The following is a 12,628-nucleotide window of genomic DNA, read 5'->3' as shown; positions in this document are numbered from 1 at the left end:
GTCCTTTTCGCTGGTGGGGGCGTTCAGTCGGAGGCGGGGAGGGGTTTGGCGGCCTTGAGGGTCATGGGGACGCCGTCGCAGGCGAGTTCGCCGGTTCCGGGGCTGGTGCAGAGCAGTTCGAGGGTGCCGTCGGCGTCGACGTAGCGTTTGCCGAGGAGGGTGACCGGGACGCCGCTCTCGGGCGGGGCCGGCGGGGCGTCGGCGGCGGCCGTCATGGGGGCGCCGCCGCAGGTCAGGGCCGGTTGCCGGTCCGCCGGGGCGCGGACCACGACGACCCGGGTGCCGCACACCGTGCTGGCGAGCTGGTCACCGGGGCGCGGCGTCGGTGCTGGTGAGGTCATGGGTCAGGTCCCTTTCCGACAGGCGGTCGGCGAGCACGGCGAGGTCGTAGGACTGGCGGGCCATCCAGAACCTCAGGAAGCCGGTGAGCGAGTAGCGCAGGAACAGGGCCGCGCCGACGACCGTGGCCGCGATGCCGCCGAGGCCGAGGGCGAGGGCGTCGTTCTGGTCGAGCGGGTTCTGGGTGTTGTGCGAGACGAAGTACGCCGAGACGGCGAGGAGCAGGCCGACGGTCATCAGGGCGGCGCCGAGGCGCAGCCAGAGGCCGGCGCGGCCGGCGGCCGGGTCGGGGATCCTGAGGTCGGCGAGTTCGCGGACGAACCGGTCCGCGCGGGAGTCTGGAGGCGGCTCGGTGGATGTCATGCGGAACTCCCGAGGTAGAGGGCGGACAGTTCGTCGCGCAGCCCGCCGTCGGGGCGGCCCTGGCGTTCGATGCGGCCGCGCACGAGGACGGCGGCGTGGTCGGCGATGCCGAGGACGGCGGCCGCGAACTGCTCGACGACCAGGACCGCGACACCCTGCCGGGCGATCTCGGCGACCTGTTCGTAGAGCCGGGACACGACCAGCGGGGCGAGTCCCATGGACAGTTCGTCGAGGAGCAGCACGGCCGGGTCGGTGGCCAGGCCGCGGGCGAGGGCGAGCATCTGCTGCTCGCCCCCGGAGAGCGTCCCCGCCGCCTGGCCCGGCCGCTTGCCGAGCACGGGGAAGCGGGCGTAGGCGACCTCCTCGATCTCCTGGCGGGTGCGGCCGGTGAAGGTCATCATCAGGAGGTTGTCGCGCACCGAGAGGTTGGGGAAGACGCCGCGTCCCTCGGGGATGAGGCAGACTCCGGCCCGGGCCAGTTCGCGGGGGTCCACACCGGTCATGTCCCGTCCGCCGAGCAGGAGTTGCCCGAACCTCGGTGGGTGGAGTCCGGCGGCGACGTGCAGCGTGGTCGTCTTGCCGGCGCCGTTCGGGCCGAGCAGCGCGACGACCTGCCCGGCGCCGACGCTCAGGTCGACGCCGTGCAGGACGGTGATGCCCTCGTGGGCGGCGCGGACGGCGCGCAGTTCGAGCAGAGCGTTCACACGTCCCCCAGGTAGGCGGCGAGCACCGTCTCGTCGTTGCGGATCACCTCGGGCGGCCCCACGGCGATGACCTTGCCGAGGTCGAGCACGTACACCTCGTCGCAGACGCCCATGACCAGCCCCATGTCGTGTTCGACGAGGACGACCGCGGTGCCTTCGGCGGCGAGCGAGCGCAGCAGGGCGGCGAAGCGTTCGGTCTCCTCGCCGTCCTGTCCGGCCGCGGGTTCGTCGAGAAGCAGGAGTGCGGGCCGTACGGCGAGGGCGCGGCCGACCTCGACGAGGCGGGCGACGCCGGTGGGGAGGTTGTCGGCGGGGGTGTCGGCGATGCCGGTCAGGCCGAGCCGGTCGAGGAGGCCGTCGGCCACCTGTGCCGCCCGCCGGCGTTCGGGGCCGAGTTCCGCGGCGACGAGGAGGTTGTCGCGGACGCTCAGCCGGCCGAAGAGTTCGAGGCGTTGGAAGGTGCGGGCCAGTCCGTGCCGGCAGCGCCGGGCGGGGCCGAGGCGGGTGACGTCCCTGCCGCCGAGGGCGACCCTGCCCGCCGCGGGCCGGCGCAGCCCGGACACCACGTCGAACAGGGTGCTCTTGCCGGCGCCGTTGGGCCCGATGAGGCCGGTGATCCGGCCCCGGTCGGCACTCATCCCGGCCCCGTCCAGGGCTCGGTTGCCGCCGAAGGTGACGGTGACGCCGCTAACGTCCAGCAGTGGCACGGATCAGCACCTCCCCGTCCTGCGGCCGCCAGGGCCGTCGTACGCCCCACCACTCGACCGGTACGTCCGCCTCGGCAGTCGGGGCCTGGCGGGCGGCGGCCCAGGCGCGCAGCGCGAACCCCGCGGCCAGCGATCCGAGAAGGAACGTCCAGCCGCCGATCGCGCCGGTCAGCCGCAGCACCCAGCCCAGGGCGAGGGCGCCGAGCAGGACGGGCAGGGCGACGAGGTCGCGGCCGAGGGGTTCCCACTGACGGCGGAACCTGGCCACGATCCCCTCGGGGCTGTGCCCGAGGCCCATCCCGGCGAGGGCGGGCAGGACGCTGACGATGTTCTGCGTCCAGGAGGCGACACCGGTCAGGGCGTTCGGGCCGAGGTAGGCGGTGCCGGCGAACAGGCCCTCGCCGACCGCGCCGAGGCCGCCGATGACGGCGACGAGGAAGATCGGCAGTCCGGCGACGAGGTTGAACTGCTCTGCGGTGACGGCGCGTTGCTGCATGCCGTAGAGGGCGCCGCCGAGTCCGGCGACACCGGAGGACAGCGCGAAGACGGCCACCTTGGTCACCAGCAGGTTGCCGCCGAGTGTGGCGTACGCGGCCTCGCTGTCCCGCAGTGCGATCAGGCGCCGCCCGAAGCCGCTGCGCCGCAGCCAGGCGACCGAGAGGGAGGCGAGGCCGAGGCAGAGGGCGGCGAGGACGGTCAGGTCGGCTGCGGAGTCGAGGTGCAGGCCGAACAGGTCGGGGCCGCTCATGTCCACCGAGCCCTGGTCGAAGAACGAGATGCGCAGGCCGAACAGGTGGAAGGCCGGCAGGGTGAAGATCCACCGGTCCAGGACCACCGTGACCGCGGCGGTGCCCAGCGCCAGGTACACGCCGGAGAACCGCAGCGCGGGCACCGCGATCAGCGCCCCGGCCGCCCCGGACACGGCGATCGCCGCGGCCAGCGCCCAGAGTTCGCCGTGCGCGCCGAGGTGGCCCCAGACGACGGCGCCGATGCCGGCCATGCTCAGCTGGCACAGGGAGATCTGCCCGGCGTACCCGGCGAGCGGGACGTACGACAGGGCGACGATGCCGAGGGAGAAGATCGGCCCGTAGCTGACGAGGTCGGCCTCGTCAAGCACGGTGGCCAGGACCACCCCGAACGCGACCGTCGAGGCGGCGAACACGGCGGTGCCGCGCAGGCTGGGCGCCGGGACCTGGACCAGCCGCCGGTCGCGGTGGCGCAGGCCCGGGTGGCGGAACAGGAGGAGGGCGAGGAAGAGGAGCAGGGCCGGGGCCGCCAGGCGCAGGCCGGGCAGGTAGGGGTTCTGCGGGAGGTAGCCGGCGAGGTAGCTCTCCATGCAGCCGACGACGACCGCGCCGGCGAAGGTGAGCGGCAGGCTGCGCAGTCTGCCGAAGACGGCCGCGGTGTAGGCGCTGACGATCAGGAGGGAGAGCTGGGAGGCGTCCAGGGCGACGGTGGGGGCGATCAGGATGCCGCCGATCGCGGCGAGTTGGGTGCCGAGGATCCAGGCGACGCGGCTCGCCCGGACCGGGTCGGCGCCGGTGAGCCGTACCAGGGCCGGGTCGTCGACGGTGGCGCGCATCTCGGCGCCGGTACGGGTGTGGTTGAGCAGGAACCAGAGGCCGGCGGCGACCGCCACGGCGACGGCCATGGTGATCGCCTGGTGCCGGGTGAGGGTGGCCGGTCCGAGGTGGAAGGGCGGTTTGCCGACGAAGAACACCGACAGTGGGCGAGGCACGTCGGGGTCCCAGATCCAGCGGGCGGCGGCGATGGCGCCGCTGAGCAGCGCCACCGTCATCACCAGCCGTTCGGCCTCGCCGAGCCGTTGCACGGGCCGCATCAGGACCCGCTCTACGGCGAGGCCGAACGCGGGCGCGAGCACAAGGAGCACCACCGCGAGACTCACCGGCACCGGCCAGCCCCAGCCGACGGTGAACTGCCAGTAGCAGAACGCCGCCAGCATGCCGGCCGCGCCGTGCGCGAAGTTGAACACGCCGGTGGTGACGTAGGTGAGCACCAGGCCGCTGCCGATGACCGCGTAGATGGCGGCGGTGCTCAGGCCGACGATCCCGAAGGTCAGGAACTGCTCCATCTACTTCACATCGCTCATGCTCTTGCCGACGTCGGCGAGGGTGAGGGGCTTTCCGTAGTTGCCCTTGAACTTGTAGGCGGTCTCGTTGCACCTGTAGGCGCCGGTGTCGGGTTCGAAGTCCGCGGGCACCCACCCCTTGGAGGTGGCCTTCTCGACGTTGAAGCAGGTCAGCGGGGCGCCCGGGGTGGACAGGTCGACCGGGGCGAGGAGTCCGCCGCCGGTCCAGGCGCTCTCCTTGGCCGCGGCCTGGTAGACACACGTGCGGGTGAGGTCGTCACCGCAGGAGGAGGCGGCCTTGGCGAACAGCAGCCAGGCGGCGAAGCCGCGGACGCCGGGCAGCGTCATCTGGGCGCTGGGGGCGTACTTCTTGAACAGGGCGACCAGCTGCCCGGTCGCGGGGTTGTCGGCCGCCTTCTCCAGCGGGTAGACGCCGCTGAGGTCGGCGAAGTTGTTCTGGTAGCCGAGGGACTTGCCGGCCAGTTGCAGGAAGGCGGGCCCGTAGGCGTTGTTGTTGGCGTCGATCCAGTCGAGCTTGTAGTCCATGCCGGTCAGGATCTGTTCGAGCTTGGACAGGCTCGCGAAGTCGCCGTTGAAGACCAGGCCCTTGACGCCCTTGCTCTTGATGGACTGGGCGTAGGGGGTCCAGTCGGAGACGCCGGCCGCCGGGTACAGGTCCTGGTAAGTGACCTTCGCGCCGGCGGCCTTGAGCGTCTCCACGGTCTCACCGTTGAGGACCTTGGTCACCGGGGCGTCGCCGGCGATCGTGCCGACGGCACCCGCCGACTCCGGGTAGGCCTGCTTCAGCAGCCAGTCGTAGTAGCCGATGTAGCGGGCGTAGGCCGCCCCGCCGGTCTCGTTCAGCTGGAGGTCCGAGCCGACGTTCTGGATCTGGCTGACCTGTGCCGGGAAGTCGGGCAGCAGGCACTTCAGCCGGTCCTGCACGCCCAGGGCGTCCAGTGCGGAGCCGCCGCCGACCAGCGCGAAGTCCTGCTTGCAGGCCTCCAGCATCCGCTGGCGGACCTCCATCAGCCTGGAGTCGCGGGTGGTGGCCACGAGCTTGCGGCCGTTGATGCCGCCGGCCGCGTTGCACCAGGAGGTGAACACCTTGGCGGTGTCGGCGAATTCGGAGTTCTTGGTGAAGCCGACGTCGGAGAGGACGCCGATGTCGATGGAGTCGGCGGTGACGCCCTGGGCGGGTGCGCTCTTCGCGGTGCCCGGTCCGCAGACCTTCTTCAGGTCTCCGAAGTCGCCGGAAGCGGCCTGCTGTGCGGCCTTCGTCGGGGTCGCGCCGCCGTCGGCGGTGTCTCCGGCGCTGCTGTGGCCGCCGCATCCGGCGACGGCCAGCAGTGCGGTCGCCGCCAGCGCGGCGGGAAGTGCCTGGACTCTCACGGGGTTCCTCCTCGGTGGTGTCCCCGAACTGATGAGCGCCGACGGTCAACCGGCCGGCACGGCGAAGGTCTTGAGCTCTAGGAACTCCTCCAGTCCCGCAACACCCATCTCCCGGCCGATGCCGGACTGTTTGAAGCCCCCGAACGGGGCGTCGGCGGCGAAGTAGTTGCCGCCGTTGATGCTGAACGTGCCACTGCGGATCCGCCGGGCCACCGCGGTGGCCCGCTCGTCGTCGGCGGCGAGCACCGCGCCGGACAGGCCGAACACCGTGCCGTCGGCGATCCGGACGGCGTCGTCCTCGTCGTCGTAGGCGATGACGGCGAGCACCGGTCCGAAGACCTCCTCCTGGGCGATCTCGGCTGCCGGGTCGACGTCGGCGAGCAGGGTGGGCTCGTAGAAGAATCCCTCGCGGTCGGCGGGGCGGCCGCCGGTCACCAGGCGGGCGCCGGCGGCGACGGCCCGCTCGACCATGCCGTGCACCTTGGCGCGCTGCTTCTCGCTGATCAGGGGGCCCATGTGGGTCGCCGGGTCGGCCGGGTCGCCGTAGCGGACCTTGCCGAGCATGGCGGCGACCAGGGAGACGATCTCGTCGTGCCGCTCGCGCGGGACGAGCAGGCGTGAGTTGAGTGCGCAGCCCTGGCCGGCGTGGGAGCAGATGCTGAAGGCCGCGAACATCGCGGCGTTGGCGAAGTCGGCGTCGTCGAGCACGATCATCGCGGACTTGCCGCCGAGCTCCAGGAAGACCCGTTTCAGGGTGGCGGAGGCGGCGGACATGATGGCCTTGCCGACCGGGGTGGACCCGGTGAAGGTGATCATGTCGACGCCGGGGTGCGTGGTGAGCAGCTCGCCCGCTTCGGGGCCGGACGAGGTCAGGACGTTGACGACACCCGCGGGGATGTCGGTCTCCTCGGCGATGAGCCGGCCGAGCGTGAGGGTCGTCCACGGGGTGTCGGGGGCGCCCTTGAGTACGACGGTGCAGCCGGCGGCGAGCGCGGGGGCGAGCTTGGCGAGAGCCAGCTGGTTGGGGAAGTTGTACGGCAGGATGGCCGCGACGACTCCGGCGGCCTCCTTCTCCACCCAGCGGCGGTGCTGGCGTCCCCGGCTCTCCACGGTGCCGAGCTCTTCCCGGAACTCGTAGCGCTCCAGCAGGTCCGCGTAGTACCTGACCATCTCGATCGGTTCGTCGAGCTGGGGTCCGTGAGTGAGGGCGCGGGGAGCGCCCACCTCGGCGATGGTCAGGTCGCGCAGCTCCTCGCGGTGCGCGTGCAGCGCGTCGTGGAGCTGGCGGAGGCAGCGCAGCCGCAGGTCGCGGTCGCGCATCCAGCCGGTCGTGTCGAACGCCCGGCGGGCGGCGGCGACGGCCGCCTCGACGTGGCCGGCGTCCGCCTCGGATGCCGTCCCCAGCACCTTCCCGGTGGACGGATCGACGGTCTCGAAGCTGCGTCCCGCGGGAACGAGATCTCCGTCGATCAACAGCCGGTCCTCATGGAAAAGACTCACGGCTCCCCATCTCTTCTGGGCGTCACAGGTCCTGTTGCCACGGCCCTGCCTGCGGTGGAAAGTAGCTTCTCGCTAGATGAGAAGCAACCTGTCGAGCAGGAGAATTAGGCATTCACGAGAGAGTGGGAGGAATCATGCCCGGTCAGCGCAGGGGGACCGCGATCGCCATGACCGCAGGGGAGCGGGACACCTTTCTCCGCACCCAGCCCGTCTGCCGGGTGGCGACCGTCGGCCCGGGCGGCCATCCGCACAACGGCGCCCTCTGGTTCGTCTGGGACGGAACGGCACTCTGGCTCAACTCGCTCACGCGCAGCCAGCGCTGGACCGACCTCGACCGCGACCCGCGGTGCAGTGTGCTGGTCGACGACGGCGGCTTCGACTTCCTGCGGCTGCGCGGGGTCGAGCTGCTGGGCCGGGCCGAGGTCGTCGGCGAGACCCCCCGCAAGGGCGGACAGGTGGCCGAACTCACAGATCCGGAGCGCCTCTTCGCGGACAAGTACATGAGCGGCGGACCCTTCCGGCACGACGGCCGGCACGGCTGGCTGCGGCTGCTCCCGGAGCGGATCGTCAGCTGGGACTTCGGCAAGCTGCGCGCATGACGGTTGACGCGGGGCCACACAGGGTGGAAATCTGAAACTCAGAATTGAGAATAGCATTCTCGCGATTCAAGATCGCAATTTCACAGATCCTGTGCCCGAGGGAGCCCGCATGCCGCCTCGCCTGCCTCCGTTGCCGGACGACCAGTGGGACGACCGCGCTCGCGAGGTGCTCTCCGCCCTGCTGCCCCGGAGCATGCGCAACGCCGCGGCGGCGGGCAACGCGATGTCCACGCTCGTACGGCATCCGGACCTCACCGCGGCCTTCCTCCCGTACAGCACCTACCTCCTGGTCGGCTCGACCCTGCCGGCCCGGCTGCGCGAGCTGGTCATCCTGCGGATCGCCAGGCGCCGCGACTGCGCGTACGAGTGGACGCACCACTTCTATGCCGCCCAGCAGGCCGGCCTGACCGAGGCAGAGGTCGAGGCGGCCGGACAGGGCAAGGCCGCCGACCCGCTGGAGAGGGCGGTTCTTGACGCCGTGGACGAGTTGGAAGAGGGCTCCGACGTCTCGGACCGCACCTGGGCCGCCCTCGCCGAGCACCTCGACGAACGCCAGCTGATGGACCTGGTGTTCACGGTGGGGACCTACGCCCTCATGGCGATGGCCTTCAACACCTTCGGCATCCGTCCCGAACACGACGCGCGCGAGCGTGCGGAAAGGAGGCGGGCCCGTGACCACTGACCACACCACCGCCGACCCCACCGAAGACCTCGTGGAGATCCAGCAGCTCCTCGCCCGTTACGCGGTGACCATCACCCGCGGCGACATCGACGGGCTGCTCGCGGTCTTCACGCCGGACGGCACCTACAGCGCGTTCGGCGACACGTACCCCCTCGCGGAGTTCCCGGCGCTGGTCGCGGCCGCCCCCAAGGGGCTGTTCCTCACCGGTACACCCGCCGTGGAGCTGTCGGGCGACACGGCGACCGGCACCCAGCCACTGTGCTTCGTCGACCACTCCACCCACGACCTGCGCATCGGTTACTACCAGGACACCTACCTGCGCACCGCCGAGGGCTGGCGGCTGCGCACCCGGGCGATGACCTTCATCCGCCGCAGCGGCGCGCACGACTCGGGGCGCCCGCACGCGTATCAGCGCCCGGTCGGATGAGCGCCTTCACCACGGCGGCGGACTTCCGCACGGCCCTGCGGGCCTGGCTCGACGGCAACGACCTCTCCCCCGGCCCCGACCACTCCTTCGACGCCCAGGTCGCCCAGCTGGCGCGGGTGCGCCGGGCCCTGTTCGACGCGGGCTGGATGCGGTACGGCTGGCCGCGGGAGGTGGGTGGCCTCGGCGGGCCCGCGGTGCTCCGGGCGGTGCTCGGCGAGGAGGTGGCGACCCGGGGACTCGCGGAGCCCGGCATCTACGCCATGGTCGAGGTCCTCACCCCGACCCTCGTCTCGTACGCCCGTCCCGAACTGGCCGCGGACATGGTCCCGTTGCTGCTCAGCGGCCGGGAGCAGTGGTGCCAGGGCTTCTCCGAGCCGGGCTCGGGCAGCGACCTGGCCTCCCTCACCACCCGGGCCGTACGACGGGACGACGGCACCTGGGTGGTCAACGGCCAGAAGGTGTGGACGAGCCTCGCCCAGTACGCGGCCCGCTGTGTCCTGCTCACCCGCACCGCCCCCGGCCACGAGGGCGTCACCGCGTTCTTCGTCGACATGGACACCCCCGGCATCACCGTGCGGCCGCTGCGCACGATGCACGGCGTCGACGAGTTCGCCGAGGTCTTCTTCGACGACGTGACCGTGCCCGCCGACCGGATGCTGGGCCGCCCCGGCGACGGCTGGCGCCTGGCGATGGACCTGCTTCCGCACGAGCGCTCCACCTGCTTCTGGCACCGTGTCGCCCACCTCTACACCCGTCTCGACCGCCTGCTCGCCGAGACCGAGGTCCCGGACGACGCGGCCCTCGGCGCCGCCTACCTCGCCCTGCACACCGTGCGCTGCCGCTCCCACGGGACGCAGCGCCGGCTCGCGGACGGGGACCGGCTCGGCCCGGAGACCTCGGTCGACAAGGTGCTGCTGGCCACCGCCGAGCAGCAACTCCTGGAGACGGTACGGGACTTGCTGCCGGGGGTCCTGGAACTGACCGAGACGCCCTGGCGGTCGGAGTACCTCTACGCGAAGGCGGCCACCATCTACGGCGGCACCGCCGAGATCCAGCGCAACATCATCGCCCGCCGGCTCCTGGACCTGGGGAGGGAGTGACCGTGGACAACGCCGAGGTGGAGCTGCTCGCGCAGACCCTGCGCAAGACGATGACGAGCACGGCCTCCGGCGCCGCCCTCGACGCCGCTCTGGCCGGGCTGGGCTGGGCCGAACTCCTGGCCGAGTTCCCGGAGGTGGCGGTACCGACGGTGTTCCGGCTGCTGGGCGAGACGGGCGGGCACGCCGCGGTGCTGAACGACGTGGTGCTCGCGGCCGCCGGGCGGCCGGGCGGCGGCACCGCGCGGCTGCCGTACACCGGCGGTTCATGGGTGGTGTGGGAGCGAGGTGCGGCTGCCACGGGCCGGACACTCGACGAGGACCTGCCGCTGCGACCGGTGCCGGCGGACGGCCGCGAGCCGGCCCTGGAACTGCCGCTGCGGCCGGACTCCACCGGGGCGTCCGTACCGCTCGCGGCGGGCCGGCGGGCGGTCGGCTGGTGGCTGCTCGGCAGCGGCCACGCCATGCTGGGGCTCGCCCGGACGCATGCGCTGGACCGGGTCCAGTTCGGCCGTCCGCTCGCCGCCTTCCAGGCGGTACGGCACCGGCTCGCGGAGACCCTGGTCGCCCTGGAGGGCGCCGAGGCCGCCCTCTCTGCGGCCGGGGACGACCTGGGGTCGCTGCTCGCCAAGGCGGCGGCCGGGCAGGCGGCGCTGACCGCGGCCCGGCACTGCCAGCAGGTGCTCGGCGGGATCGGGTTCACCGCCGAGCACCCACTGCACCGGCACGTCCGCCGGGCCATCGTCCTGGACGGGCTCCTGGGCAGCGCGCGGGAGCTGACGCGCGAGGCCGGGGCGCTGGTACGGGCGAAGGGCACCGCGCCCCGGCTGGTTCAGCTGTGACTCACCGGGGCGCAGGCCTCGGTGGGTCCGTGACTCACCAGGGCAGCCGTCCGTTGACGTCGAAGTAGCCGCCGGTCGGTCCGTCCGGGCCGATCCGCGCCATCCGCACGATGATCTCGGCGCCCTGCTCGACGGTCTGCGTGCCCGTGTTGCCGTTCAGGTCCGTCTTGGTGAAGCCGGGCTCGACGGAGTTGATCCGCATGGCCGGGAACGCCTTGGCGAACTGCACGGTGAGCATGTTGACCGCCGTCTTGGAGGTCGGGTACGCGATGCCCGGGTAGAAGTGGGCGGGGTGGTCGGGGTCGGACAGGGCCGTCAGCGAGGCCAGGCCGCTGCTGACGTTGACCACGACCGGCGCGGCCGAACGCTGCAGCAGGGGCAGGAAGGCGTGCAGGACGCGCACGACACCGAAGACGTTGGTCTCGAAGGTGTTGCGCATCAGGTCGGCGGTGACGGTCTCGGCCGTGGGCACGCTGTTGTCCGGGGTCCTGCTCTCGATCCCGGCGTTGTTGATCAGGACGTCGAGCCCGCCGTCGGCCGCGACGGTCTTGGCCGCGGCCTCCACGGAGGCGTCGTCGGTGACGTCGAGCAGGACGAACCGGGCGCCCAGCTCCTTGGCGGCCCGGCGTCCGCGCTCGGCGTCCCGGGCTCCTACGTACACGGTGTGACCTGCCGCGACGAGCTGGCGGGCGGTTTCGTACCCGATGCCCTTGTTGGCTCCGGTGATCAGTGTTGTCGTCATGCCTCCACCCTGCGCCCCGGCCGCCGGGTCAGCCAGCAGACCCTTCTTCCTGGGACTGCCAGTACTACCGAAGCACCTCTCTGACCTGGGCTTACTGGGGCTGAATCGGCTGTTACCGGTCCATCGCCGCCCCGCCCGCGACCACGGCGTCAGCCGCGGCGCGATCCGTACGGCCGTCGCCGACCTCCTGCCCGACCACGCCGCCATCGAGGAGGACTCCCCTGCGCCGGAGCTCCCGGCCACCCTCGACATGCCGGGCAAGGTCGCCGATTTCCTCCGCGCCTCCGAACTGGACCCCGCCGAGCGGGATGCGCTCGACCAAGGGGTGACCGTACGACGTGGCCAGGGCTACACCGTGCGCGTCAGCGCCGTGCCCGCCGTGCACCTCGGACTCCTCGCCTGCTGCCGGCCGCTCGACGGCGGCCACGGCACCCCCGCGGTCCCGGCCCAGTGCAAGGCCCGCCGCGAGTACGAGAACCGCGTCAGCGCGCTCACACCGGCCGGACCGTGATCACCGGCTTTGACCGTGCCCTACATGGTCTCAGCACACGGCGGCCCGTGATCCCGCTGCGGTCTCAGCCGTCGCGGCACGGCTGAAGCGGCGGGTTCCGACAAACGTGCCCGCCGTCATCACGAGGAGGCATGGTGTAGGCGGGGTAGCCGTCATCGTCGAGGTGGTCGGCGGGGCGGCATGCGACAGGGGGCGTAGACCTCTTCTTCCGAGGACGCATCGGGGGGCCCGGGTGCCGTACTGGCACCCGGGCCCCGAGCTTGCAACACCATCTACCGGCGAGCTGCGCCGGCCTGTTTTGTCCGCAGGTTCCGCCTGGGAGGGCGGGGCTGCGGGGATCGCGGATGCGTGACCGGGGACCACCTTCCAATCCGGGGCCTGCGGTACCCGGGCGGACTTTCTTCCTCACCCGGGCGATCCTGATGGCGTCTCGCTCCTTACCTCCGGTTACTCGGATGTACTGCTGGATACCGCGGGTAGTGCTCACGGCCCTCTCGGGCCGTCTCCTGCTTGACCTGCCGGCATGGCAGTTCGTGTCTGCCGTGCCCACTTCGACTTCCTGGCTACGACCACGATAGTAGCTCCGTGACGAACCAATGTCTACTACGGCGACGACAGGTTTTCTCCACAACTG

Annotated in this window: 14 protein-coding genes; 6 read left to right on the top strand and 8 right to left on the bottom strand. The window is 71.9% G+C overall.

The window, feature by feature from the left end; genetic code table 11:
- Nucleotides 1-23 precede the first annotated feature (23 nt).
- Genes OHB00_RS47115 through OHB00_RS47085 form a run of 7 tightly spaced genes read right to left on the bottom strand, consistent with a single transcriptional unit; the run spans nt 24 to nt 7,094 of the window.
- Nucleotides 24-341: a hypothetical protein gene (locus OHB00_RS47115; RefSeq protein WP_406444657.1), complete on the bottom strand. Its 318-nt coding sequence runs from the start codon at nt 339-341 to the stop codon at nt 24-26.
- A complete protein-coding gene (locus OHB00_RS47110; RefSeq protein ID WP_406444655.1) occupies nt 307-702 on the bottom strand; it encodes a hypothetical protein in 396 nt (131 codons plus the stop codon). The genes OHB00_RS47115 and OHB00_RS47110 overlap by 35 nt, the downstream gene beginning before the upstream one ends.
- Entirely contained in the window at nt 699-1,406 is a 708-nt protein-coding gene (locus OHB00_RS47105; RefSeq protein WP_406444653.1) for an ABC transporter ATP-binding protein, read from the bottom strand. The genes OHB00_RS47110 and OHB00_RS47105 overlap by 4 nt, the downstream gene beginning before the upstream one ends.
- Entirely contained in the window at nt 1,403-2,113 is a 711-nt protein-coding gene (locus OHB00_RS47100) for an ABC transporter ATP-binding protein (protein ID WP_406444651.1), read from the bottom strand. The genes OHB00_RS47105 and OHB00_RS47100 overlap by 4 nt, the downstream gene beginning before the upstream one ends.
- The gene (locus tag OHB00_RS47095) at nt 2,094-4,205 is read right to left on the bottom strand and encodes an ABC transporter permease subunit (RefSeq protein ID WP_406444649.1); all 2,112 of its coding nucleotides are present in this window, start codon (nt 4,203-4,205) and stop codon (nt 2,094-2,096) included. Before OHB00_RS47095 ends, OHB00_RS47100 begins: the two co-directional genes overlap by 20 nt.
- Nucleotides 4,206-5,594 (bottom strand): ABC transporter substrate-binding protein, encoded by a 1,389-nt coding sequence (locus tag OHB00_RS47090; protein WP_406444647.1) that lies wholly within the window; start codon nt 5,592-5,594, stop codon nt 4,206-4,208.
- Nucleotides 5,595-5,639: 45 nt separating this feature from the next.
- The gene (locus OHB00_RS47085; RefSeq protein ID WP_406444645.1) at nt 5,640-7,094 is read right to left on the bottom strand and encodes an aldehyde dehydrogenase family protein; all 1,455 of its coding nucleotides are present in this window, start codon (nt 7,092-7,094) and stop codon (nt 5,640-5,642) included.
- 134 nt (nt 7,095-7,228) lie between these two features.
- Between OHB00_RS47085 and OHB00_RS47080 the strand changes: the two genes are divergently transcribed.
- The 5 genes from OHB00_RS47080 (at nt 7,229) to OHB00_RS47060 (ending at nt 10,741) form a co-directional block, all read left to right on the top strand.
- Nucleotides 7,229-7,693 carry a pyridoxamine 5'-phosphate oxidase family protein gene (locus tag OHB00_RS47080; protein WP_406444643.1) on the top strand — a complete coding sequence of 155 codons (465 nt, stop codon included), beginning with the start codon at nt 7,229-7,231 and terminating at the stop codon, nt 7,691-7,693.
- A 109-nt stretch (nt 7,694-7,802) separates the two neighbouring features.
- Nucleotides 7,803-8,375, top strand: coding sequence for a carboxymuconolactone decarboxylase family protein (locus tag OHB00_RS47075; RefSeq protein WP_406444642.1), 573 nt, complete (start codon nt 7,803-7,805; stop codon nt 8,373-8,375).
- Entirely contained in the window at nt 8,365-8,802 is a 438-nt protein-coding gene (locus OHB00_RS47070; RefSeq protein ID WP_406444640.1) for a nuclear transport factor 2 family protein, read from the top strand. The genes OHB00_RS47075 and OHB00_RS47070 overlap by 11 nt, the downstream gene beginning before the upstream one ends.
- Complete coding sequence (locus OHB00_RS47065; protein ID WP_406444638.1) at nt 8,799-9,902, top strand: acyl-CoA dehydrogenase family protein; 1,104 nt, start codon at nt 8,799-8,801, stop codon at nt 9,900-9,902. Before OHB00_RS47070 ends, OHB00_RS47065 begins: the two co-directional genes overlap by 4 nt.
- Before the next feature lie 2 nt (nt 9,903-9,904).
- A complete protein-coding gene (locus OHB00_RS47060; protein WP_406444637.1) occupies nt 9,905-10,741 on the top strand; it encodes an acyl-CoA dehydrogenase family protein in 837 nt (278 codons plus the stop codon).
- Nucleotides 10,742-10,775: 34 nt separating this feature from the next.
- Here OHB00_RS47060 and OHB00_RS47055 read toward each other — a convergent pair whose 3' ends face one another.
- Entirely contained in the window at nt 10,776-11,483 is a 708-nt protein-coding gene (locus OHB00_RS47055; RefSeq protein ID WP_406444636.1) for an SDR family oxidoreductase, read from the bottom strand.
- On the opposite strand from OHB00_RS47055, the gene OHB00_RS47050 reads away from it, so the two are divergent.
- Nucleotides 11,482-11,994 carry a resolvase gene (locus OHB00_RS47050; protein WP_406444634.1) on the top strand — a complete coding sequence of 171 codons (513 nt, stop codon included), beginning with the start codon at nt 11,482-11,484 and terminating at the stop codon, nt 11,992-11,994. The genes OHB00_RS47055 and OHB00_RS47050 overlap by 2 nt on opposite strands.
- Nucleotides 11,995-12,628: the final 634 nt, after the last annotated feature.

This window comes from Streptomyces sp. NBC_00631, assembly GCF_045206895.1.
Taxonomy (GTDB): Bacteria; Actinomycetota; Actinomycetes; order Streptomycetales; family Streptomycetaceae; genus Streptomyces.
The sequence above is the reverse complement of the archived record's forward strand: the minus strand, read 5'-3'. Positions and strand labels throughout refer to the sequence as shown.

Excerpts from the sequence above, each read along its gene's own strand:
- OHB00_RS47115 (WP_406444657.1), bottom strand. The coding sequence starts at position 341 with ATGACCTCACCAGCACCGACGCCGCGCCCCGGTGACCAGCTCGCCAGC.
- OHB00_RS47110 (WP_406444655.1), bottom strand. The coding sequence starts at position 702 with ATGACATCCACCGAGCCGCCTCCAGACTCCCGCGCGGACCGGTTCGTC.
- OHB00_RS47095 (WP_406444649.1), bottom strand. The coding sequence starts at position 4,205 with ATGGAGCAGTTCCTGACCTTCGGGATCGTCGGCCTGAGCACCGCCGCC.
- OHB00_RS47080 (WP_406444643.1), top strand. The coding sequence starts at position 7,229 with ATGCCCGGTCAGCGCAGGGGGACCGCGATCGCCATGACCGCAGGGGAG.
- OHB00_RS47075 (WP_406444642.1), top strand. The coding sequence starts at position 7,803 with ATGCCGCCTCGCCTGCCTCCGTTGCCGGACGACCAGTGGGACGACCGC.
- OHB00_RS47065 (WP_406444638.1), top strand. The coding sequence starts at position 8,799 with ATGAGCGCCTTCACCACGGCGGCGGACTTCCGCACGGCCCTGCGGGCC.
- OHB00_RS47050 (WP_406444634.1), top strand. The coding sequence starts at position 11,482 with ATGCCTCCACCCTGCGCCCCGGCCGCCGGGTCAGCCAGCAGACCCTTC.
- OHB00_RS47055 (WP_406444636.1), bottom strand. The coding sequence starts at position 11,483 with ATGACGACAACACTGATCACCGGAGCCAACAAGGGCATCGGGTACGAA.